Raw genomic sequence first — 25,151 nt, forward strand, 5'->3', positions numbered from 1 at the left:
GTATAATTCCGAGTCAGCGTATTTGATAGGACTGATGAGTGATGACTGCTGACTAAAGACTATTGATACCAGTCAAAAAAAAGAACGCCAGTGTAAGTCCGTGCTTCAAACCCTTACAAAATAAGCCATTACCACTTCTTTAATCAAAAATCAAAAATCAAAAATAGCAGGACTATGGCATTCGCCAAATCTTAATAGTGCGATCGGGACTGCCACTCACAAAAGTCTTGCTATCTCTGGCAATAGCAACAGAACTCACAAACTGACTGTGACCAGAAAGAGTGCTTCTTTCTTTTCCCGTCTTCAAATCCCAAACTATAATATCTCCGCCCCCGCCGATCAAAGTGCGGCTGTCCGGGCTAAAGGCGATCGTCCTCACCCAGCTCGAATGCCCTTTAAAAGTGCGGGTGCGCTTCCCGTCTTGCACGTTCGACAAACGGATCGTATTGTCGGTGCTAGCACTAGCCACACTTTGCCCGTTCGGGCTAAAAGCTACAGCCTTAACCGGGCCCCCGTGACCTGTGATAATTCTTCTAACTTCTCCGGTGCCGAGATTCCACAAACGCAGAGTCTTGTCATCGCTGCCGCTAGCGAGAGTTTTACCGTCCCGGCTCAAAGCGATCGCGTTTACTCCTCCGGCATGGCCGCTCAAAGTCCGCAACCTGCTGCCGGTGCTGACATTCCACAAGCGAATAGTTTTGTCATCGCTGCCGCTAGCGAGAGTTTTACCGTCCCCGCTAAAAGCGATCGCGTTAACGACGGCTTTGTGAGCGGGAATCGTTCGCATCCGCCGCCCCGTCTTCAAATCCCAGAGAATCACATTATTGTCGCCGCCCCCGCTGGCCAAAATCGAGCTGTTCGGGCTCACCGCCAGCGTGTTGACCGATTTTTTAGAATGCACCGAATTGAGAGTCCGCACCAGGCTTCCCGTCCTCACATTCCAAATTCTAATCGTCCCAAAGCTTGCGCTGACCAAAGTTTGACCGTCAGGCGACAGGGCGATCGCATTTACACTGCCGACATTATCCAAACTTCTTTGCAAAAACTGACTGCTAGGCAAACTAGAAAGCAGCCACACCGGGTTGGCCGGAAACACCCCGTAACGCAGCGAACCGTAAATTTGAGACGCACCAATACCCAGCATCAAAACAGCCGTGCCGGCGAGCAACTTATTTTTCCAATCAAAAACCTTTTCGGCCGGCTTCTTCAAGACCGAATTCAGAGGTCTGAGGCGGTTCATGGAATTCTGCTTCGTCGCCCCAGACGCCCCGCCGGAAGTTGCGCGAAGTTTAGTTTGCCCCGTTGCCGGCAACTGAGTCGGCAACTGACTTTCCGCACCGTCGAGTTTAATTTCCTCCAAGCACTGCAAAACCATCTGCGGACTTTGAGGTCGATTTCCCGGAAAAGGCGCCATCAGGTAATCGATCACATTAGCCACGGGGTCGGAAACCTGAGGAGCTCCTTTGCGCCACATTAATCTGCCCGTGCGCGGGTTTTCTGGAAACGCAGTCGGCGGCTTCCCAGTCAGCAAATAAACAAAAGTGCGACCCAGAGCAAAAAAATCCGACTGCGGAACAGCCTTGCCATTAGTTTGTTCCGGCGGCGTGTAGCCGGGGGAAACAATACCAGTCACATTTTGCCCCTGGCCCACCTTAGCGAAATAAGTCGCCGACACTTCCCGAGCAGTCCCGAAGTCAATCAGCACTAACTGCCCGTTCGGCTTGCACATAATATTGTGCGGCTTGATATCCCGATGGAAATAGTTGAGGCGGTGAACTTGGTCTAAAATTTCCGACAGTTGTTTGAGCCAGTTCACAGCTTGTTCTTGACTGATCGGGCGGCCCCGATGTTTCAGCCAGTCTTGCAAATTGGCCCCAGCAATTTTCTCCATCACCAGACAGTGAAAAGACTCTGTGCTGTGAGCTGGCGTAAATATAAAATAACCGTCGCGATCGACTTTTGGAATACCTGGATGTCTTAGCCTGACCAATACGTCGGCTTCTTGCTTAAAAAGTTCTACAGCTTTGGGATGTTCTTTGAGTAAGACTTTGAGCACTCTTCGAGCGCCGTTGTCGTCCACTTCAAATGTTCTGCCAAAGCCGCCGCCTCCGAGAGGTGCGACTAGCCGATATCGACCTTGCAACAAAAGTTCTGACCCGCAGTGGATACACGCGGATTTGCCAGAGTTGGCTGGATCGGAGGGATTCGGGCATTTGGGATTGAGGCAATAACTCACAGAAGCCACATAACCCTGATTGAGGTTGCTCTATCAAGTTTTACTTTGACACTGCTATACAAAACTTGGCTAAGCTTTATTTTTGCTTCACCATTCAACTAGAAGTATTTTCTAGAGGGTCTGATTCCTGCTTCTGCCAAGGGAGTCGGCTCTTACTTGTCCACAGGCGTAAATTCGGGTGGAGCAGCACCCTATTTTTCAAATGAGTACAACTATTTATTGTGGAAGCTTTTAGCCATTGTTTAACCATTATTTTCAACCAATTTAACGAATCGTGGTATCCCGTTCGACCTTTTTATAGGCTGGTCAGTTTTAAATCGACCCTCGTTTACTCTCCCAGAAAATTTTTGCTGCAGATTTTAGGCATTATGAGAATGTTGCACATAACTGCGTTTCTGTCAATATGCTGGCCATAATTCGCTATGAGCAAGTTTAATAAAGTATTAAGCGATTAGATTAACCTCTGCGCACTCTTGGTGACTGAGATTTTTGGTTCAGCTTGCGTCACTTGCTTGCGACTGGATTACTCCAGCCAAAGTAGAGGTGTCTTTTCTAAGAGCGTTAATTTCGGTAGGGCATACCGTATTGGAGTAGTCCTCTTTAATTTAGTTCGGTTTTTGTTCAAATACGAGTTTTCCTAGACGGCAACACCGTGTTTGTGTGACTACGTACTCAACAACCTAGTTAAGTTTTTACGTTGTCTAGTTATACTCAATTTTAAACTTATGACGATCGTAGCACACCTAGTACAAGACTCATGAGCATTCTTGATTGAAATCTTGGAGCTTCCCTGAAGTCAAGCGAGGCTTTAGTCTCGCTTGACTTCAGCATCCCGTCTTTTTCTCTAACCTGTGGCACTGCGATCTCGCGATCGGGTTGAGGCCAAAGGTTTTGTTGTTTGTCACAGCCGCTCGATGTCAAACATCCCTGATGACAGCAGATAATTTACAAAAAGACCAGAACTAATAACTCAGAGCAGCCACATTTCAATTGTACGATCGCAACAACCACTCTCGAAAAAAGAAGTGAGAGTGGGGGAGTGCGAGAGTGGGGGAGTGAGAGAGTGGGAAAACCCGCCTTCTGTCGAATGCCTTCTTTCCTCTTCCCTCTTCGTTCCCCATAAGAAAGCCTGTTAAACAAGTCCCTCAATTACTGGATGGAAGTAGAACGCCAGCGCCAAAACCGTATAAGCTGCCAACAGCAAAGTACCTTCGAGCCAGTTAGAGTTGCCGTCTGAACTGATAGAATTGGCGATCAGCACCGACACCGCAACCGCTACAAGTTCAAACGGGTTGAAATTCAAGTCCATCGGTTTGCCCAACACAAAACCTGCCAAAACCAACACCGGGGCAACAAACAAAGCAATTTGCAAACTCGAACCCACTGCCACAGAAACAGACAAATCCATTTTATTTTTCATCGCCACCGTCACCGCCGTCGTGTGTTCGGCCGCATTGCCAATAATCGGCACTAAAATCACCCCGGTAAACAGTGATGTCAGCCCCAAACTCGCCGTCGCTTCTTCCAGAGTACCCACCAACAGTTCCGACTCGACAGCTACCATCAGGGTACAGGCTAACAGCACCCCAATCCACAGCGGCAGATTGACTTTGTGGTCTGGACTGTCTGGTGCTAAGTTACTTTCGGCTAATTCTTCAAGCATTTCTATTTCTGCCACCCCTGCATCGTACAGATAACTGTGGGTTTTCATCGAAAACAGCAGCGTCAGCACGTAGACGACAATCAGCACTACAGCAACAGCGCTAGAAAGGTTCTGCATAGTTGCCGGAGGGATGCCAATAGAGGTGGCATTAACTGCAGTCGGCACCAAAATGGCAATTACGGCTAAGTTCATCGCTGAAGCATTCAACCGGGCGACTGTCGGCTGAAAATCTTGTTCTTTGTAGCGCAAGCCGCCCAGCAGCATCGCCAATCCCATCACCAGCAGCAGGTTGCTCATAATTGAACCGGTGATGCTGGCCTTGACAACATCTATTAGTCCGGCGTTGAGTGCGACGATGCCAATAATCAGTTCCGTAGCATTTCCGAAGGTAGCGTTCAGCAAACCCCCCAAATTGGCACCGAGGACGACGGCGATTTCTTCGGTGGCCGTCCCCATCCACGCGGCTAGGGGGATGATGGCTAAAGCCGAGGTGACGAAGATTGTGGAGGGTTCCCAGCCGAGAAAGTGTCCGGCGATGGAAACCGGGATAAATAACAGCAGGCTGGAAATTATTGTATTTGTGTTTAGCATTTAGATTCTCAAAAGCTGCCAACCGTCAATCATAGCCTGCCACAAAGTTTAAGAATGGGGGAGGGTTCGATATTTGGGTGTTGGCTTAAAGTTGGGGGTGGGCTATCGAGCGATCGAGCTTTGAAGCAGCCTGCTATACCTGTACTTCACGAGCTATGTCACACATTATTCGTCAGATCGAGAGGCATCGGATAACCGAAAGATTTAGCAAATGCTGTTTTTTGCTTCTATATTCCTCATGCAAAACAGAAAACCCAAACTTCCGAATTTTTAAAGAATTCGATGAGATAACAGCGAGATAATTCTACGTTTAATTAGATTGATTTACTTGCCAAAATATAGCAATCCTCGCATCATTTGTGAATTTCTTACGGACTCCCAGCGGGTTCGGGGAGGGTTGGGCTGGGGTAAAAAATTTACGACTAATTTAGGATTGCTATAGTTGCCAGCCAAAGTGGATGAATGGTTGCGGGCAGTGCTTTATAGCGTTTCCCGTTCTAGTGAGGTACGATTAATAATCAAGAGTGTTGGGACGTTTTGAGCAACAATGAGAGCCTATTCCCTCGACCTGAGACAAAAGATTGTCGATGCCTATGCAGAAGGTAATCTCTCTCAGCGCCAACTCGCCAAGCAATTTCGAGTCGCACTCAGTTTTGTCCAAAAGTTGTTCAAACAGCAGCCCCAGACAGGCAGCAACGCACCCAGCAAACCCCAACCAAGCTCAATGCTCAGCAGCTAGCGGTGCTAGGGCAACTGGTCGAGGACAACAACGATGCTATCTTAGCCGAACTTTGCCACCTCTTAGAGCAAAAAACCCAGGTGCAGATTGGTCGCTCTACCCTCGACAGGATGCTGAGCAAACTGAACATCACCCTCAAAAAAACACTTTATCCCAGCGAAAAAGAGAGCGAGCGGGTACAGCGGCAACGAGTTGAGTTTTGGCAATTGGTCGGAGGCATTCTGCTGGCTAAGAACCTAGTCTTTATCGATGAAGCGGGCATCAATCTGGCTCTAACTCGCTTATCTGCCCGCTCCGCTAAAGGGCAAAGAGCCAGAGGGAAACGGCCTCACAGGCGGGGCAAGAAAGTTTCGCTGATTGGTGCGATTGGTTTAGGTGGGCTGATTACTCAAGTGACCTTACTCGGTTTGACGGATGGTCTAACGTTTGAAGCGTTTATTACCCAGCGCTTGGTACCTAAGCTTTGGTCAGAAGCCTGTGTACTGATGGATAACGGCTCGATTCATAAAGGTGCAGCGATTGAAGCGTTGATTACCCAAGCTGGGGCCAGACTGATTTATCTGCCGCCTTACTCTCCTGATTTTTCACATATTTCACATATAAAGAACTGTTGGTCGAAGATAAAAAGCTTGTTGCGCTCGATCGGCGCAGAACATCCTGAGCTTGCAAGAGCCGTTGAGGCAGCTTTTACTCAGGTGTCGCTAGACGATATTCGGGGTTGGTTCACTAATTGCTGCTACTGTACCTCACTTGACTAGGAAACGCTATATGACTGAATATGCGGTGGTGATAGCCGGAGGCGGCCCGACGGGGCTGATGTTGGCGGGGGAGTTGGCGTTGGCGGGTGTCGATGTTGCCATTGTCGAGCGGCGCCCGAACCAGGAGCTCGCCGGCTCGCGCGCAGGCGGTCTGAGCTCACGCACCATCGAGGTCCTCGATCAGCGTGGAATCGCCGATCGGTTCCTCTCGGAGGGACAGGTGGCTCAGGTCGCGGGGTTCGCCAGCGTCCGTTTGGACATCAGCGACTTTCCCACCCGGCACAACTACGGGCTCGCGCTGTGGCAGAATCACATCGAGCGGATATTGGCCGGCTGGGTCGGCGACCTGGCGGTGACGTTCTATCGCGGACGTGAGGTGACGGGCTTCGCGCAGGATCACACCGGCGTCGAAGTCGAGCTGTCCGACGGCCAGTCGCTACGGGCGGAATATCTCGTCGGGTGCGACGGAGGACGCAGCCTGGTCCGTAAGACGGCCGGCATCGAGTTCCCCGGGTGGGACCCGACGATCAGCAGCCTGATCGCCGAGGTCGAGATGACCGAGGAGCCGGAATTGGGCATCCACCGCAATGCCTTTGGCGTCCATGCCTTCGGCAAGGAGGAGTACGAGATCCGCGACGGCGAGGTGGTCTACAAGGATGGGGGGCCGATACGGGTCATGGTGACCGAAGAGCGCGTCGGATCGAGAACCGAGCCCACTCTGCGCGATCTCAGCGAGGCGCTCATCGCCGTATACGGGACCGATTACGGGATCCACAGTCCCACCTGGATCTCCAGGTTCACCGACATGACTCGGCAGGCCGCGGCCTACCGCGACAGACGGGTCCTGCTGGCCGGCGACGCCGCACACGTGCATTCCCCGGTCGGTGGACAGGGCCTCAACACCGGTGTGCAAGATGCGGTGAATCTGGGATGGAAGCTGGCCCAGGTGGTCCACCAGACAGCGCCGGAAAGCCTGCTGGATACCTACCATGCCGAGCGCCACCCGGTCGCCGCCCGCGTGCTGCACAACACAATGGCGCAGACCGCGCTCATGCGCGTCAACGATCGCACCGAGGCGTTGCGCGCCACCGTGTCCGAGCTGCTGAGCATGGACGAGCCGCGTAAACGATTCGCCGCGATGATGTCGGGTCTGGACATCCATTACAACTTGGGTGAGGGACACCCGCTGCTGGGACGCCGAATGCCCGATCTCGACCTGGTAACCCCCAACGGCCCGCTGCGAGTCTTCACCCTGCTGCACGCTGCCCGGCCGGTGCTCCTCAACCTCGGTGAGCCCGGCGGCTTTGACATCACTCCATGGGCGGATCGGGTTCAGTCGATCAACGCCAAATACGACGGTACGTGGGAGCTTCCGGCACTTGGGGCGGTCACGGCTCCTACCGCCGTATTGATTCGGCCTGACGGATATGTGGCTTGGGTGGGAGACCAAACCCAAGTGGGGCTCGTCGACGCGCTAACCACCTGGTTCGGACCGCCTACTGCGGCGTAGCGAACGCGCCTCGAGCCGGATGCAGTGTAATGTCTAACTATTATTAGGCTGAATGTTTCTGTCTATCATCCGAAATGAGATGGATAGGCAGAACATTTCTGTATATCATCCCAAAACTGGTAGATACAGAGTATTCCAGATTTATGAAGTACAGTAGCAGCAGCTTGTAAACCAGTTTTTGAAGTGCTTGATTTTGACCGAATCAACCGCCTACGCCAAGTAAAACGTCAACCCGGAGTGGTAGTGGTTGGTGAGAACTGACGTAAAAAATCTTTCAGTTGCGACCACCATAATTCTATCGGATTAAAATCCGGAGAATAGGGTGATACAGCGGATTCCAGGTTTATGAAGTACAGTAGCAGCAGCTTGTAAACCAGTTTTTAAAGTGCTGTGGATTAACCCGCGTCAAGCGCCGTAGCTAGTAAAACATCAACCATCTTGGTAGTAGTGGGCGAAAACTTCCGTAAAAAAGCTTTGAGTTGTGACCACCATAATTCGATTGGATTAAAGTCAGGAGAATAGGGTGATAAATTCAGAACACTTGCACCAGCGGCTTGAATCAGTGGTTCAATCACGGCCAACTTATGGGCTGGTAGATTATCAATTAACTTCGACTGCACCCTCCCATAAGTTTGGCACTAAGCACTGTTCAACAAAAACTGCAAATGCCTGACTATCCATCGACCCGTTGAGCGTCATTAATCCTACTACTTTTTTTAAGCTGATTGCTCCAATAACTGTGAATGAGAGCACCCCGATAAAATGGTTTTAAATCATAGACTCTACTACCACATTTTGAACGTGCATGGGTTCGAGTTAACCCCAATAGAACACCCATTTCATCCAAAAAAACGAGGTTGTCAGGGTCGATATTTTTCACTTTGTCCCAATATTCACACCTCAAAAGTTGCACGGCTTGTCGGTGGCAGATTGACTACTCCGTATTGTCTTTTTTTTCGCGTCAGATTTTGTTTGATTAATTCGCGACACATCATACTAGGACTGACAGATTGTTGGTAGCTATCTAGCCAATATTCACAATATTCTAATAAGGTACTATCAGGATATTTTTCTACCATCTGGGTCAATTTAGCTGTGGACGAGTGCAACACACTTTTAAGGCTTCCACCCTGTTTTTTTGGTTGAACGTGACCAGTCGTTTGTTTTTGTTTTAAGATTTTTTGAACAAACGCTTTACTCACATCAAAACGTTGGGCTACTTTCCTGACTGATGTATCACCTTGTTCATAGGCTTTAATTATTTTTTTACGAAACTCGAGCGAATAAGCTTTCATTTTTTCTGCTGATGTACTGAATGTAGTGTACCACATTTACATGGAATTTGCTGTAAATAACTGCGATCGCAGTTATTTACCAACAATTGCTACAGCACCGCTTTGTAACACAGGAATTTCAATGCGGAACTCTGTTCCTTGATGGGGTTGAGAAAAGCACTGGAGTAAGCCGCCGTGCTTGTCAACTACAATTTGATAGCTGATGGATAGCCCTAATCCAGTTCCTTTACCAGTTGGTTTTGTGGTGAAGAAGGGATTGAACACCTGTTGTCTAACAGTTTCCGTCATTCCAGGTCCATTGTCTTGAATTTGAATCACCGCGTTTTTACAATGACCGGGCCCAGTTTCGTTTGTGACTAGCTTAGTCCTAATAGTGATGCGACTGGGATTCTGTTGGATGTCTTTTGGATCACGCTGATTGTCGTAGTTTTCTAAAGCATCGATCGCATTTGCCAGAATATTCATAAAAACTTGGTTCAACTGTCCGGCATAGCACTCTACTCGCGGTAAGTCACCGTACTCTTTGACAATTTCAATAGCAGGATGACCCGGATTTGCCTTCAGTCGATTTTGCAAAATCATCAATGTGCTCTCAATTCCCTCGTGGATATCAACTGGCTTCTTTTCTGCCTCATCCAGGCGCGAGAAGTTTCGCAGCGACAGGACAATTTGACGAATGCGATCGGCTCCTACCTTCATTGAACTCAGAATTTTGGGCAAATCTTCACTAATGAAGTCCAGCTCGAACTCTTCAATTTTTTCCTCAATTTGGGTATTAGTTGGATAAGTTTGCTGGTAAAGCTGAATCAACTTTAGTAAATTTTGCGTGTAGTCGGCAGTATGGCTCAGGTTGCCATAGATAAAGTTGACTGGATTATTAATTTCGTGAGCAACACCAGCCACGAGTTGCCCCAAACCTGACATTTTCTCTGCCTGAATAAGCTGTGCCTGAGTTTGCTGTAAGGTTTTGAGTGCAACCTCAGCTTCATCTTTTGCTTGCCTTAAAGCAGCTTCGGCTTGCTTGCGCTCAGTAATATCCAGTGCCAAAGATGCAACTCCAACAATATTTTCACCATCCCCTATTAAAGGCGTATTGAACCATTCGCAAATAATGATTTTGCCGTTTTTCGTAATATTTTCGTTGACAGTGTAGTTTCCTTGGCCCTGCATCACCAAATCGTTCATAACTCGATCGACGAGCTCTCTGGCAGATGCAGGCACAATTAATTCTGCGGGATGGTGTCCGATCGCTTCTGTAGCCGTGTAACCAAAAATCTGCTCTGCCGCTGGATTCCAGGTAGTGACTTTAAAGTTTAAATCCCATTCCACAACTGCCAGTGAAGTTTTGCGGAATATAAAAGATAGTCGCTGTTCCGAGGCTTTGAGTTCTTCTTCTGCCTGTTTCCGTTGAGTAATGTCAATCCCTGTTTTGATGATGTACTCAATTTCACCCCGATCATCCAGTAAAGCAGTATCTGACCAGGCAATGAGTCTGAGTTGTCGATCTTTGTTCATCCAAGTGCCTTCATACTGCTGGGGAAATTTACCAGCTTTTAAAGACTCAAAACCAGTTTTGGCTTGTCCAGCTAAGTCTGAGTTCTGGAACAAGTCCCAAATGTAGCGCCCCTTCACTTCACTAAACGAGTAATGAGTCATTTGTTCGCAAGCTCGGTTAAAGCGAACGATTTGTCCCTGCGGGTCGAGTACAACCACCAGGGCACCTGCAATTTCAAGAATGGCTGAAACGAAATTGCGTTCCACTTCAACTGCTTTAATCAGCTCCTCTAACTGGGTTGCCATGTTGTTAAATGCGATCGCCAATGTCCCCAATTCGTTTTGGCTGTGGATGTTGACCCGCGTCTCTAATTGCCCCGCACTGAGTTCAGTAGCTGCTGCGGTTAACCGCTGGAGCGGCACCACAATTTGCCGAATAAATACATACCCAATGCCAACAGCGACGATCGTCACCACCGCCAATGAGCCTTCCATAATTGAGAGCATTTGGTAAACGGGAGCATACGCCTCAGCCGTTGGCAGTTCTACAACCACCTTCCAATTCACGCTCCGAATTAAGGTACTGGCTCCCATTACTTCTACTTGTTTTAGACCCCGATAAACATTAAGGTGCTTAGTATCTTCGGATGCTTTCAAAAATTGAAAGAAAGGGCGCTGAGAAATATCTTGAAATTCAAAATTTTCTGGCTTACTACCCTTTTGAGCAATCAGAAAATTACGCTCATCGACTACATAGATATAACCCGTTTTGCCAACCTTTGTTTGGGAAACAACAAACCAGAGAAAATTGAGATTTACCTGCGCTAATAGCACCCCATCCACCTCATCTCGCTCATTCCGAATCGGAACCACCAGTATTGTGCTTGGTTGGTGAGTTTGAGGATTAATTTCTACAGGACTCACATAATCTTCCTGTTGTTTGAAGGCACGAATAAACAGTGGCGAATTGGCTAGATTTTGTAACTTGAGCGGTTCGTAGGGTGAAACTGACGCGATAACTTGTCCCTTCCGGTTCAAAATGGCAACTGCTTCATAAGCATCATTATGACGAGTCAACCCTTCCAACAGGCTCTGCTGCACTTGAGGTTGAAAGTTGGTGAGTCCTTTGACCCTAGCTAAATAGCTCAGTTTTTGTTTCAAGTCATCTATATAATCATCAATCTGCCCTGCTGCTGTCTGACTGCGCTCTTGTTGGAGCGATCGCGATTGCTGGATCTGCGCCTGAAAGCTGAGGTAGATCAGCCAGCCACCAGTGGGCAGCAAGCTCAGGAGAACCAAAAATATCAAACCATAGCGGAGCTGATTTGCAATAGATAAGAAGCGTTGCCAGGGATGAAAACGGGAGCTTCTGGCAATGGGCAGAACGCGATCGTTGCGTTGATTGTTCATCGGACTTAGGACAAATAACGGTAAATCAATTCATCGGCACACTAAGGAGAAACATTAATTTTGCCAGTCGTCACAGCTTCTCGAACGGTCTTGAAAGTTTCCTCTTCCTGAGACGTGAGAGTACCACGGAAAGGGGCAAAGTCGTAGATTTTTTCCTTGAGCCCAAACTTGTAAAGTTTTCCTTCCCAGCGACCTTCCTGGGCTAACACGGCCGCATTTAGCACCAGATTGGGAATGTCCTGCAGAACGCTAGTTAGGACTTTGCCGGGAGCCTGTTCGTACTGATCCTTTGTCCAACCAATCACAAAGACTCCTGGCTTTTGCGTAACGGCTTTTAGCGCGGCTAACCCTGCCTCATCCGCGTTGATTGCCAAAACATCTACTCCAGAGGCAACCATATCTGTTGCGACTTTGGTGGCTTTGTGCGTATCGCTCCAAGTGTTGAGAAAAGCCGTCGAGGCTTGAACAGAGGGATTCGTTGCCTTCACTCCCCGCCTAAACAAAGCTTCTTCTTCTTTATAAACCGGATAAGGTGCACCCACAATATAGCCAACTTTATTGCTTTTGGTCTTCATGGCAGCCAAAGCGCCTGTGAGGTATCCCACTTCACCCGATCGAAAGGCAACAGCCCCCAAATTTCTGTTATTCCCTGGATGCGTTGTAACCAGGGCAAATTTCGTTCGCGGAAATTCTTTAGCGACCTTTTCGGCAGCTTTGGGATAGGCACCACTGGCTGCAATTACCAGGTCATAGCCTGACTGGGCATATTTGCGAATGGCAGCTTCACTATGTTCACCGTCAATACTGCCAGTAAAGTCTACCTGAGCATTAAATTTATCTTTGATCAGATTCAATCCTTCAAAGCAAGCTTGACCCCAACTGTTGTTATCTTTAGGTCCTGTCGTGACCAACCCCACTCTAAAGGTGCTAGAGGTGCTTGCTTCAGGGGAAGAGTTTACGTTTGGAGTCGATCGACTGCAACTGAGCGCAAAAAATAGAGCTAGAGCCGCCAGAGTCATTTGTTTGAAAAGAGATTGAATTCGCATAATAGCTTTTCGCAGTAAGATTACTTTTTCTACGCCCTAAATTTGTTGAACGGTATCTCAACAATCTTTAAAACTATTACTCTCCTTCGTATTTAATGCCTTTGACAGATTCAGCGTAACACTCATTTAACCTCAAAAAAAAGTAAGGACACAGCAGTGCCGTGTCCTTACAAATCTAACTTGCAATTAACCGAATTTGCGATTACTTAACAAACAGCATTTCTTGATAAGTAGGCAGCGGCCACAAATCATCAGCCACTTCACCTTCCAGAGCATCCGCATACTGGCGAACCTCATCCATCAAAGGACGAATTGTTTGCGAAGCATACTGCATATGGTCTTCGGTCGAAGCAAAATCGTGCTTGCTCAAAGCAGCACTCAATTTGCTCGCAGTATCCATCATGGATTTAAGTAGTACCGCTACTTTTTCGGCACTTTCCTTTTCCAGTTCAATCCCAATCTCTTTCAACTTAGAAATCGTCCCGGAAAGTTCAGCTAAATATCTCACCGCTGCCGGGTAAATGATGGTTTTTGCCATGCTTGATACCAGTTTAGCTTCGACTTCAATGGCCAGCAAATACTGCTCTGCATAAACGTCATAACGGCTTTCCAATTCAACGGGAGTCAGAACACCTGTCTTTTCAAACAAGTCTTCAATGTATCCTTCCTTCAACACGGGCAAAGCATCTGCCGTAGTCCGCAAGTTAGCTAAACCCCGTTCCTCAACAGCCATTTTGTGCCATTCTTCCGAATAGCCGTTGCCGCCAAATACAACCGCACCGTGCTCGTCCATCACTTCTTTGAGAATTGTTTGGATGGCAGCATTCAGTTCAGTTCCGTTAGCCAAATCGCTTTCTAATTTGTTAGCAATCCAGTCCAAAGAATCTGCAAGAATTGTATTCATCGCCACCAGCGGCCCGGAAACTGACTGACCGGAACCTACTGCACGGAATTCAAATCGGTTGCCAGTAAAGGCAAAGGGCGAAGTCCGGTTTCTGTCTCCAGCATCCTTCATGAAAGTAGGCAGTGTTTCTACACCTAAGTTCATAATTCCCCGACCTTTAGAGTCCTTAACTTCTCCCCGGCTAATTTGCCCGAAGATATCTTCTAATTGCGAACCCAAATAGACAGAGATAATTGCTGGTGGAGCCTCATTTGCACCCAATCGGTGGTCGTTGCTGGCAGTAGCAACCACCGCGCGCAATAGCGGGCCGTATTTGTGAACTCCGCGAATCACAGCGCCGCAGAAAACTAGAAATTGTATGTTCGAGTGCGGTGTATCGCCGGGGTCTAATAAGTTTCCTTGGGTGGCATTGCCGACCGACCAGTTGACGTGTTTGCCGGAACCGTTAATCCCGGCGAAAGGCTTCTCGTGCAGCAAACACATAAAACCGTGTTTCTTCGCAGTATTGCGGAGAATTGTCATGGTTAATTGTTGGTGGTCGCTGGCGACGTTTGCAGCTTCAAAAACTGGTGCAATTTCAAACTGACCGGGAGCTACTTCGTTGTGGCGGGTTTTGGCAGGAATGCCCAGCCGGTACATTCTTTCTTCTACTTCCTGCATGAAGACTTGAACGCGCTCTGGAATCGCTCCAAAATAGTGGTCGTCAAATTGCTGACCTTTGGCAGGAGGTTTGCCAAAAAGGGTGCGACCTGCTAGCAGTAAATCGGGGCGGCTGGTGGTGAAATTGGCATCTACTAGGAAGTATTCTTGTTCGGAACCGCAACTGGAATTGACCGGAGCAACGTCGGTATTTCCTAATAGCTTTAATACTCGGGTTGCTGCTTTGTTCATTGCGGAAATGGAACGCAAAAGCGGCGTTTTCTTGTCTAAGGCTTCACCTGTCCAAGAGATGAAAACAGTAGGAATGCACAAGGTCATACCGTTGTCTGTTTCCATGACATAAGCAGGGCTGGTGACATCCCAGGCTGTATATCCGCGAGCGGCGGCGGTGGAGCGAATTCCGCCGTTGGGGAATGAGGAGCCATCGGGTTCGCCTTGTACGAGAACTTTGCCTGCAAATTCTGAGATGACGGAGCCGTCGCCTTGTACTGAGATGAAACCGTCGTGTTTTTCGGCGGTGCTGTTGGTTAGCGGGTAAAATACGTGGGCGTAGTACAGGGCTCCTTTGGAAATAGCCCAATCTTTCATTGCTGCTGCAACTACATCAGCTACGGAATCATCTAGTTTTTGACCGGTTTGAACGGTATTTTTTACTGATTTGAAAATACTTTTAGGCAGACTTTCTTGCATCTTGCTCAGACTAAAAACGTCTGTTGCCCACATATCTTCTAGCCGCTTGGGAGGCCGGGCAGGCATCAGTTTGCGGTTGACGATTTGAGAAATTGCTTGAACGCGCGATTCGTTTCCACTCATGGTTATTTTTATTGGGATTGCGGGACGAGTAGTTGAGAAAAAATAGATGTTAGCAAAAGTTTAACGATTGACGAATATTTTGGATTTACCCAACATTTTTTGTCAAAGCTAACTTTTGGGAGAATGCCCTTTTTGGCAGGCTCTAAAAGATTGGAGGAGCGAGGCTCAATCACTTCGCCGTCCACCGGGCGTGACAATCCAGTGTGAGATGCGGTTGGATTTCGGTTATTAGCAAGAAAATAGATGGTAAGAGCCTGTACTAATTTGAGTCAACATGATAGGCCTGCGCTGCACAGATTTAGTAGCTAATCTTCACCCTGGTCAGCTCAAAAATTTTGTGCGAATCAATTCCGATGAATTCAGGTCAAAACTACTTATGGTTTTTAACGGTTCGACGATCGATAAATCGCAGTCCAGCAAACAACGCACTTGTTTAGGGGTTTTGAAGAATTATGGAGAATACACAATCTACACTTGGAGAGTTTAAACAATCATTAACCAAATGAATGTATCCTAAGCTACAGAATTTTATGTTTTTTTCAGAAAGGTCGATCGCACCGATCGCACACAACCGCAGGATTTCAGTGTAACAGGACGCTGGGCGCTGAAACCGATTGGCGCGATCGTACATTTACAGGACTTATCCAGGGATACTATATATAGTGTGGCAAGAAAAGGATCTCGCTTTGACGTTGCTGAATTCGGGTATGAAATTTGTAGGGGCAATCCCCCCGCGGTTGCCCCACCGCTGACGGGGTAAGCTTTGATTCAGCAGCGCCGCACAACTTTCTCGGCGCAGTAATGGGGATTTCTATGAAGTTTAAACGAAGAGACTTAGAGCAATAGTTCAGACAGTTTGAAACGCCGTTTATTGAGCATAAATGAGTAAATTTTCAACTTTTATTTAACTCGTTGGTAATCCGAAGACTTCAGAGCATGAGCCAAAAAGCGTTCTGTGTAGTACAAAGCTAATTGATTGCTCGGGCCATTAAAAACAGCATCAAAGGCGTGTTCAGCCCAAGGAATTTCGAGCAAAATAGCCCGATCGCCCGTGGCTCGCAATCGTTCGTAGAGCGATCGACCAAACTTAGCTTGAACAATATGGTCGCGACCTGCATAAACCAGTAGAGAAGGGGGAAGATTCGGTTTAATATAATTTATGGGAGAAGCGCGACTGTAAAGCTCGTTGAGTTCGTCTGGCGTTCCTCCCAAAAAGGCACGCAAGACGGCTCGAACATTTATGGCATCAGGAAAAGGTGGGTCATTGTATCCCCGAATCAGGTCATTTGGCCCGTAATAGTTGACCACTGCTCGAACTGGAAGCACACTTGAATCATAAGCAGTTAGCATTGCTAAATGGGCACCTGCCGACCTTCCCATCAGAGCAATCCGATCGAGATCGAGTTCCCAATCAGCAGCATGAGTTTTGATATAGGAAAGAGCGGCTTGTACGTCCTCAATCTGAGCAGGAAATCGATACTTGGGAGCGTGGCGGTAATCAATTGCAACCACACAATAGCCTTGAGCGGCCATATAACGGCTGAATTCCTCATTGTAACCGGGATTGCCTCTCTGCCAAGCTCCCCCGTAGAGCGTGATAATCGCCGGATATTTGCCAATTTGCATCGGCCGATAAAGGTTTAGTTGCAGTGAAACTCCGTCAGGGTTGGCAAATCCAATAGCCCGATCGATCCTAACGTCTCTAATCGGAATTCCTCGGAACGCATCTGCGAGGATAAACGGTTGAGGGCGTAGCTGCGCGCGATCGGCTTGAGGAACGGCTGCTAAATAGTTTTCCCCCAGAACAGCTTGCATTTGGGTAGCTATCGCTGCATTGGCTGCTGGGAACTGAATCAGTGGAAGCAGGCCCAGGATTAGGGCGAACAGGTTACAAATTGACAAAATAATGTAGACTTTGCCTTGATGCCGTCGGAGCAGGTTCAGCATAAGGGCGATCGTATTGATACCGACCAACCAAGGACTGATTTCGGGTGCTCCCACCGCCAAAGGGTACAGTAACATCGTGGGTGCTGGTAGGATGACCCACAGACTGAGAAATAGTGCGATCGGACTCAGGAACCAAGGGATAAATTGCGAGACTAAGAACGTTGCTAATAAGGGTAACTTTTTGCGGTTCTTCTTGTGGATCATCGGATTTTCGCAGCCTAATTTTTAATCAGTTTAAACTAATATCATCTCCCTAACATAGGCTACAATGATAGTGAGGGTTTAACAAATATTGCCTCAAAGTAAATTACCAAAAAGCATTGATTTAACACCTAAGTCGTTAAAAATAATTTAATCGCCTTGCGCCACAAACAGGATAAATCTTTCGGAAACGAGTTCTGACATCACTATGGCATAAATTTTGAGAATTGGAAGTACATTTTAGATTCAAGCATTAGCTATAGCAATTCTCGCATTATTTGTGAATTTCTTACTCCCTCCCCTTAGCAAGGGGAGGGTTGGGGCGGGGTAAAAATTTACGACTCCTGCAAGGATTGCTATATGACTGATGACTATCGGGTTTGAACCTTTTCTAGAATTGCATTTTTTTGGAACTGGTAAGCTAAGGCGCATCTAAATTTTATAGTCAAGTGTGATGAAATTATTGTGCGTATCTTACTAGCACCCCAAATAAAAGTTAGATGCCGGACTGCTTATCAACAGCGCTAATTCGTTTGGATTAGCTGGAGCCAATTATACTCTGGGTCAAAAGCATTTTTAGGAGTTAAAATGAATAGTATACATTGCCTAAAGTACAATGCTATAAATTTTATTTTTCAACCGCACGAGGTGCAACGAGATTCCAATTTACCTGAGAAACACCGTACAAAATAAAATTATTCAACATTCCGTAAGCATCCCCGCAATTGTAGCTTTTAGCCTCAACACATTTGCGATCGGCATTCTGATTGACAGCCACAAAAATATCAACTCCATCCGGCAACACACCCGCATACATCTTTAAATTAGCAAAATCATCAAGGATGCGACCGTTATCATCAATCGGCGGCAATTTCCACTCTTTCGGATTGTTATTTCCCCCTAGCTGGATTGCCCAAGCATGAGTACCGTCTAGCGCTCCGTTGTGGGCAGTATATCGATTCCAAACATTATTTCGCTTTTCCCCAATGCGCGGGTTATTCTGATAACCGCCTACCCAATATTCTGACATGAATTTAAGAAAAACTTCAGCTTCTGCTGCTAGGGAACCAGTACCGGGACTCAAATCAGTGTTTCTGCTGCTAAAGGGAACCTGGCTTAAATTCCAAGACCAATTTATTCTCCCCGGCTTCGGATTTAGCCAAGTAGAAAAATCGCATAAGCTACCTTTCCAGATGCAGTGCGGTCGCTTCAAATCCCATCCTTGACCATAGTAATTTTTCCCGTTCCAATGCCGTTTTTTAGGCTCGCGATCGCTAACGTTTTCTACTTCTTGGCTCATGAAAATTCCCCGGTCAGCCGCAGTAGGAATTCCTAAGTCCGTTTTGAAGAAAACCTCCAAAGCCGAACCTTGATGAGTTGCTGGTTTACCCATTTTAGCAGCATAGCTGCCGGAAGCCACCAACTGCTGCAAAATAATCGTAGGAAATGCCGGACTGGTATTGGAATAGTGATATTGACCGAGAGGATACTGAAGGCATCGCCCTGCCAAAACCTGCATAGTTTCTGTTAAAGTAGGACTCGGCAAAAAATAGCCTGCGCTAGCAGAAATGCCAAGTTGATTTTTTGCTGATCTGACAGATTTGCTGCCCCATTCGCTGACAAGTAGCTGTTCTTGTGATTGGAAATCTGCTGTTGTTTTCAGATTGCGAAGCACTGGCAAATTTGCAATCATATCTTGACCGTATCTGGGCGCGCTCCGCTGAAGTCCAGATCGGTGCGACAAAAAATGTCCGAGGGTGACGTTTTGCCACTGTTTGTCGGCTAATCCCGAGTTAAGATTGGCGCAATTACTATCTTTAACTGCAACGGGAAATTTTACTTTTCCCGAAAATACGGCGTGCAATCTTTCAGGGATAATCGCTACTGGATATTGCTTGTTTAAACCGGGAATTAGCGGCGGATAATGCTGGGGGTCGAACAATTTCATCCCTTCAATTTGGTCATCAGTCAGTTCTAAGCCGGCGCGATCGCGCGCCGTCTGTTTAAGCGCCCAGCGCACCATTGCAAAGGTAACAGGCTTGCTGATACTGCCCATACGCATGGGGGTATCTGCTGCGACTGGGGGAGCCAGAGGAGCCTGCATATCGTCGCCGCAAGCCGGATTCCAGTTATTAGTAGGTCTGCCTTTCATGCGGCCGAGACCCCACACACCGACGGGTTGACCTTTAACAGAAACACCGAGTACGGCAGCACCGACGCAGCGGTGGCGCATGAACTCTGTTAGGGATTGCAAAATCGGCTGGAGTTGCGCGTCACCGCTACCGCTAACGGGGATATTTTCTTGCGCTAAAGCTTTGTTGTTGTTGGACTCTGAAAGCTTTCCCAAGCCTCCTATGAGGATAGCTGAAATCAAGGTCAAAGTTGTGCAGACAAGTCTGTTGATTTTTTGGCGATGATTCGCAATTTTCATGATAACAAACTCCAGATTGAAAAAAGTAGGGCGGTGCTCTGCTGCCCGCCCTTTGACAGCGATAATTAAGGCTATTGAGGGATAGGAGGCGCGGATAAGAATACTTGATTTGGGTTGACATTAGTTAAGTTTGTGCTTTGTACAACGCCAATCAAATTATCCTGGTAGAAGATACCAGTATCTTGAACATTGTTGCCGTTCCAATCGCCAGTTTTGAGGGAATAGCCGTCCGCTAAATTACCTTTAATTTGGATTTTATCTTGACCTAAACTAAAATCCGTAATTGTCGCATGGCCAGTTCCCAGGTAGTAAACGTTATTAACGTTGCCGAGTACAAAGGTGTCTGTTCCCGCGCCGCCGGCGAGAGAATCGGATTCGCTACCTGCGCCTATACCGTTACCAGCCCCAGAAAAATTAGCACCGTCAAGATAATCGCTGCCGTCGCCGCCGATGAGATAATCTTTGCCGCTTCCTCCGAATAGATAATCGTTGTGCAACCCTCCCGATAGGGTATCTTTACCGCTGCCTCCGTATAGGAAATCTTCGCCAGCTTCGCCGTATAATTTATCGTTGCCGGCGTCGCCATTTAACTTGTCGCTGCCGAAGCCGCCGTAGAGCATGTCATCTCCGCCGCGGCCGAACAATTGATCGTTGCCTTGATAGCCGTAGATTGTATCATTTGCCATCTGAATTTGACCTTGACCGTCGCTAGTCCAATCCTCTCCAACTAAGGATTTGTGGAATTGACCGTTGCCGTTGACAGTGTTGTTGTCGTCGAATTGAGTACCGTTGATAACTGATGACATTTTTGTTGCTCCTTTTTGTTGTGGACTTGGTGCAATAGCAATTGCGACCCAAGCAATTTGTTCTATGTAAACCAGTTTCTTCTCAAATCGAGTGAGCGACAATGGGAATAAAATCAGGTAATTTACAAGCCTAAAAAAAGGTGTTTGGCAACGATGTATCCGAAAAAATCAGGTACTCAAAATATTAAAGTTGGAAAAAGTCAGGTGGGCGATCGTAATTTTTAGGTCAGGACGTACGCACTCTCACCAAAGAAACCTGGTTTTTTACCGAATCTGCGGGTCACAACCTGCGTATTTTCGTGAAAAAACCAGGTTTCTGAACCCCCAAGCGCAACTACAAACAAATTTTAATATCCTAGTTGTGTAAGTCCTGATACGTTATTGAGAGTAGCTAAAATTTGACCGGTTGCTGTCAAGCGGATTAAGGTGTCGCTGTTGGCTTGAGTAATTGACAGTTGAGAGGCAGTCAAACCTCTAGTAAGGGCGATCGCATCTTTTCCGGGTTCAAAATCTAGAATGGTATCCGTCCCTGAATCTGCCCAAAGCAGAAAACGATCGTTCCCACTTCCTCCAATTAAAAAATCATCTCCCAAATCGCCGCTTAAAAAGTCGTCTCCCGCTCCCCCAAATATGGTATCATTGTCTTTTCCTCCCCAAATCGTATCATTTCCTTCACAGCCATCAAGTAGGTCGTTATTTTCATCACCCAACAGAGTATCGTTGCCACCGCCACCACAGGCAGTATCGTCACCTAAATTTCCCAACAGAGTATCGTTGCCTTCACTGCCTAAAATTAAATCTCTATCCTTACCTCCCCATAAGAAATCGTTTCCTTTGCCCCCATCTAAAAAATCCGAGTCTTCGTTGCCGTGAATGAAGTCGCTATCTTCTCCGCCATTTAGCGAATCTTCTCCTCGATTCCCACATAATGTATCTCTTCCTTCATTACCAATAATAATGTCTTGATTCTTGCCACCAAAAAGCAAGTCATCTTCCGTTCCACCAGAGATAAACTCATTGCCTTCGTTACCGTTTAAAAAGTCATTTCCTTCGCCGCCAAACAGGTTATCGTTACCTTCTTTTGCCTGGAAATAATCCTCGCTGCTGCTGCAGTCGAATCTTTCATTGCTAGCAGTACCTGTGAGGGGTAGATCGATCGTACTATTCACAACTACCTTTTCTACAGGATTGGGTTGGTTGAGATTTGGGAGGGATAGAGAGTTACAAAGGCAATCTTCTGTCGGAATTTCTGTCGGTGTCGGAGTTGCTGTGGGAATTTCTGTCGGAGTTGGCGTTGGTGTCGGAGTTGGTGTTGGTGTCGGAATCGGTGTCGGTGTGGGAGTTGGCGTTTCTGTCGGAATTTCTGCCGGAGTTGGCGTTGGCGTTTCTGTCGGAATCGGTGTTGGTGTGGGAGTTGGCGTTTCTGTCGGAATCGGTGTTGGTGTGGGAGTTGGCGTTTCTGTCGGAATCGGTGTGGGAGTTGGCGTTTCTGTCGGAATCGGTGTGGGAGTTGGAGTTGGCGTTTCTGTCGGAATCGGTGTTGGTGTGGGAGTTGGCGTTTCTGTCGGAATCGGTGTGGGAGTTGGAGTTGGCGTTTCTGTCGGAATCGGTGTCGGAGTTGGCGTTTCTGTCGGAATCGGTGTGGGAGTTGGAGTTGGCGTTTCTGTCGAAATTGGTGTGGGAGTTGGAGTTGGCGTTTCTGTCGGAATTGGTGTCGGAGTTGGCGTTGGTGTTTCTGTCGGAATCGGTGTCGGAGTTGGCGTTTCTGTCGGAATCGGTGTCGGAGTTGGCGTTGGCGTTTCTGTCGGAATCGGTGTCGGTGTTGGCGTTGGCGTTGGTGTTTCTGTCGGAAGTGGTGTGGGAGTTGGTGTTGGTGTCGGTGTTGGAGTGGGATTAGAGTCATCACTATCATCATTGACAATAATGCCCGTACTTTGGTTGGCGGCGGGATCGATGGTGGCGTTGGTGGCGTTGTTGAGGGTAACGCTGAAAGTTTCATTCGCCTCAAATTTGTTGTCGCCGTTAACAATTACAGCGATCGTTTTTGTTAGCGCTTCTGACGAATTAAAGATGAGATTACCGTCATTATCTTCGTAGTCGAGATCGCCGACAGTAGCAGTAGCATCATCTGTATTGTAGTTAACAGTAATGGGCAAACCAGAAGCATTGGAGAGGCTAACGGTGTAGTTGTAGGTAGTTGTGCCTGTATTGCCTTCAGGTTGGTTAATCGTGGCGGGGGCGATGCTGACAGTTGGAGGGTTATCGTTATCTGCAATTGTCAAAACAGCATTGTTGTATCGATCGCCAACTGTAGCATTTCCCGTTGGATTAGTTAGAGATAAATTAACCGTTTCGTCAGCTTCGTCTATCGCGTCATCGGCGATCGGAATAGTAACAATTTTTGGTGTCGTATCGCCGGCGGCAAAGTTAATCGCGATCGGCGTATTGGTGTAGTCAGCAGCAACAGCAGTGCCATCCGTCAGCGTCAGCGTTGCCCCAACTGCACCTTTGTTACCACCGATGCGATTGACGCTAATTGCAGTACCTACAACTGTGCCGTTTTCATTCACCGTGTAAGCGGGATTGGTAAATTGCAGTAAGCCGGGGGAAGGTTGAGAAAATTCCGAAGTATCGTTAGTTGTTAAGTTAGTAGCAGTAGTGACGATCGCCCCTGTTGCAGTTAAAGGGGGCGATGTAAAATTAGCATTGCCAGCAGCATCAGTGGTGACATTAACAAAGTTGAGATAAGTTTGTCCTTCGCCGTTACCGCTGGGATCTAGAACAGTATTGTCAAAAAATTCGACGCGGAAAGTTGTATTGGGAATGCTGTTGAGAGTGCCGCTAATAGTAATATTGCCGTTGCTAGCAGTTGCGGAGTTTAAAACAGGAAAATTTTGCAAGCCGTTTCCGCCTGTATCCCCGTCTCCCAAGTCGTTTGGGGTAACGCCGTCGGTAGTTAGGTTATCGGCATCGTTATCGAGCTCGATGCCTAAACCATTATTAGAAAAGATAGAATTGCCTAAAATTGCTACGCCGTTGCCACCTGTCACTTGAATGCCGCTGCTACCGCTAAATGCGATCGTATTTCCTTCTCCTGCTGCGGTGCCTCCGATGCGGTTATTGACGCCAGTTTTGTCAGCTATGACGCTGTACGAGGTATTAGGTAAAGAATTGCTGCCCTCAGCTTGCGTGCCGATATAATTGCCGATAACGCGGTTGCCAGTGACCTCGTTGCCAAGGAATAAGACGGCCATTTGATTGCCGGAAATGACATTGCGTTCTTGCGGTGTCGTGCCGCCGATGATGTTGCTTTCGCCATCAAAGATCCAGATGCCGATCGTATTTCCCAAAGCCGCAGTACCGCTGATATTTGTGCCGATATAGTTGCCGAGAATTCGGTTGGTAGTTGCAATCGCACCGTTTAAAGGTGCGCTTGCATTTCCAATCAAAATACCCGCAGTCTGACTGCCAGAAATGATATTGCGTTCTTGAGGCGTCGTTCCACCGATAATATTGTTAGAAGCGCCAGCAATAGCGATGCCATAGATACCATTTCCTAGTGCTACATTACCAGTAATATCAGTGCCGATGCGGTTGCCGACAACTCGATTTTGACTGGCAGTTGGACCAGCTATCCCAATTCCAACGCTGTCACTACCTGCATTATTGCCAGAAATCAGGTTGTCCTGAATCAGGTTTTCAGGCGCATTCTTGATGCTGATGCCAACATTGTTGCCGATCGCAACAGTACCAGTAACATCAGTGCCAATGCGATTGCCGATTATTTGGTTGTTGCGCGCAGCAATGCCGGAAATCTCGATGCCGATGCCGGCAACACCGGGAAGAATAGTGGTCTTGCCGAAGATTAAGTTGCCCTCGATCCGATTATCTGGAACGCCATCAATCCTGATCCCTATGCTGGCGGTATCGCTGGCGATGTGGTTGCTGAGGATCTCGTTGCCGCCATTGGTTTGCAAGCGGATGGCTGCCGAGTAAAATCTGTTGATGGCTAAACCTTGCACGGTACTGTTCCCAGCAGTGATATCAAGTCCGACCATCCCAAATCCGGGGAGGTTGCCGCTGAGTTCCACCAGTGGCAAACCGTTATAGCCCGCGCCGCCTTGACTCCAACCATCGACGGTCACTGGATCGGAGATCGGCGGCAGTGCGGATAAAGGCTGAATTAATTGCTGAGAACCGATCGCCCCGATATTAAAGGCGATCGTATCGCGATCGGCCGCAGTACCGACAGTACCGTTAATCTGTGCTTGTTCTGCCAGTGTCAAAGCAGGAAGATTCAGAGTGCCATTCGCAATCAGAATTGCCTCTCTGAGGGTGAGGACGGCATTTCTGATATTGGAGTCATCTGTGCTATTAACGGTAATGGTAGCAGCCATAATTTTTCTCCTTATACCCTGGTGTTGGCGAGGTTCGGCTATTGTTGGTGAGGCGATCGATAATTGCGATCGGGCTCGGCAATCAACTTGCTTCTAAACCAGTTTATTTTCTAAGAACAAAAGCGACCAGGGGAGTAAAATCAGGTGTTTCTACAAGGACTGACAGTAAAAACTCAGGTTAAATGAGTTAAAATAGGGAAAAGTCAGGGTAACTTTCCAGTGCAGGAACAACTGCTCTCTTGCAAGCATC

12 protein-coding genes and 1 pseudogene are annotated in these 25,151 nt (G+C 47.6%); 2 read left to right on the forward strand and 11 right to left on the reverse strand.

Going from position 1 to position 25,151, the window contains the following annotated elements; translation table 11 throughout:
- Nucleotides 1–172 precede the first annotated feature (172 nt).
- Entirely contained in the window at nt 173–2,245 is a 2,073-nt protein-coding gene (locus QUA20_RS08835) for a serine/threonine-protein kinase (protein ID WP_333187782.1), read from the reverse strand.
- Nucleotides 2,246–3,368: 1,123 nt separating this feature from the next.
- Complete coding sequence (cax, locus tag QUA20_RS08840; RefSeq protein ID WP_333167531.1) at nt 3,369–4,490, reverse strand: calcium/proton exchanger; 1,122 nt, start codon at nt 4,488–4,490, stop codon at nt 3,369–3,371.
- Between the two features lie 547 nt (nt 4,491–5,037).
- Between cax and QUA20_RS08845 the strand changes: the two are divergent.
- Nucleotides 5,038–5,987 (forward strand): annotated as a pseudogene (locus QUA20_RS08845) (IS630 family transposase).
- Between the two features lie 10 nt (nt 5,988–5,997).
- Entirely contained in the window at nt 5,998–7,497 is a 1,500-nt protein-coding gene (locus QUA20_RS08850; protein ID WP_333187785.1) for an FAD-dependent monooxygenase, read from the forward strand.
- Nucleotides 7,498–7,892: 395 nt separating this feature from the next.
- Here QUA20_RS08850 and QUA20_RS31960 read toward each other — a convergent pair whose 3' ends face one another.
- From QUA20_RS31960 to QUA20_RS08890, 9 genes are all read right to left on the reverse strand, one after another.
- Nucleotides 7,893–8,117 carry a transposase gene (locus QUA20_RS31960; protein WP_445301612.1) on the reverse strand — a complete coding sequence of 75 codons (225 nt, stop codon included), beginning with the start codon at nt 8,115–8,117 and terminating at the stop codon, nt 7,893–7,895.
- Nucleotides 8,118–8,390: 273 nt separating this feature from the next.
- Nucleotides 8,391–8,828 (reverse strand): IS630 transposase-related protein, encoded by a 438-nt coding sequence (locus tag QUA20_RS08855; protein ID WP_333187787.1) that lies wholly within the window; start codon nt 8,826–8,828, stop codon nt 8,391–8,393.
- A 36-nt stretch (nt 8,829–8,864) separates the two neighbouring features.
- A complete protein-coding gene (locus QUA20_RS08860; protein ID WP_333187790.1) occupies nt 8,865–11,696 on the reverse strand; it encodes a PAS domain S-box protein in 2,832 nt (943 codons plus the stop codon).
- A 41-nt stretch (nt 11,697–11,737) separates the two neighbouring features.
- Nucleotides 11,738–12,742: a BMP family protein gene (locus QUA20_RS08865; RefSeq protein ID WP_333187793.1), complete on the reverse strand. Its 1,005-nt coding sequence runs from the start codon at nt 12,740–12,742 to the stop codon at nt 11,738–11,740.
- A 202-nt stretch (nt 12,743–12,944) separates the two neighbouring features.
- Nucleotides 12,945–15,119 carry a glutamine synthetase III gene (locus QUA20_RS08870; protein WP_333187796.1) on the reverse strand — a complete coding sequence of 725 codons (2,175 nt, stop codon included), beginning with the start codon at nt 15,117–15,119 and terminating at the stop codon, nt 12,945–12,947.
- Between the two features lie 900 nt (nt 15,120–16,019).
- A complete protein-coding gene (locus QUA20_RS08875; RefSeq protein ID WP_333187799.1) occupies nt 16,020–17,270 on the reverse strand; it encodes an alpha/beta hydrolase in 1,251 nt (416 codons plus the stop codon).
- A 625-nt stretch (nt 17,271–17,895) separates the two neighbouring features.
- Entirely contained in the window at nt 17,896–19,698 is a 1,803-nt protein-coding gene (locus tag QUA20_RS08880; RefSeq protein WP_333187802.1) for a serine hydrolase, read from the reverse strand.
- A 71-nt stretch (nt 19,699–19,769) separates the two neighbouring features.
- Entirely contained in the window at nt 19,770–20,504 is a 735-nt protein-coding gene (locus tag QUA20_RS08885; protein WP_333187805.1) for a calcium-binding protein, read from the reverse strand.
- Between the two features lie 347 nt (nt 20,505–20,851).
- On the reverse strand, nt 20,852–24,901 hold the full coding sequence (locus tag QUA20_RS08890; RefSeq protein WP_333187807.1) for a Calx-beta domain-containing protein: 4,050 nt from the start codon (nt 24,899–24,901) through the stop codon (nt 20,852–20,854).
- Between the last annotated feature and the right edge of the window lie 250 nt (nt 24,902–25,151).

The organism is Microcoleus sp. Pol7_A1 (assembly GCF_036701085.1).
GTDB classification, from domain to species: Bacteria; Cyanobacteriota; Cyanobacteriia; order Cyanobacteriales; family Microcoleaceae; genus Microcoleus; species Microcoleus asticus.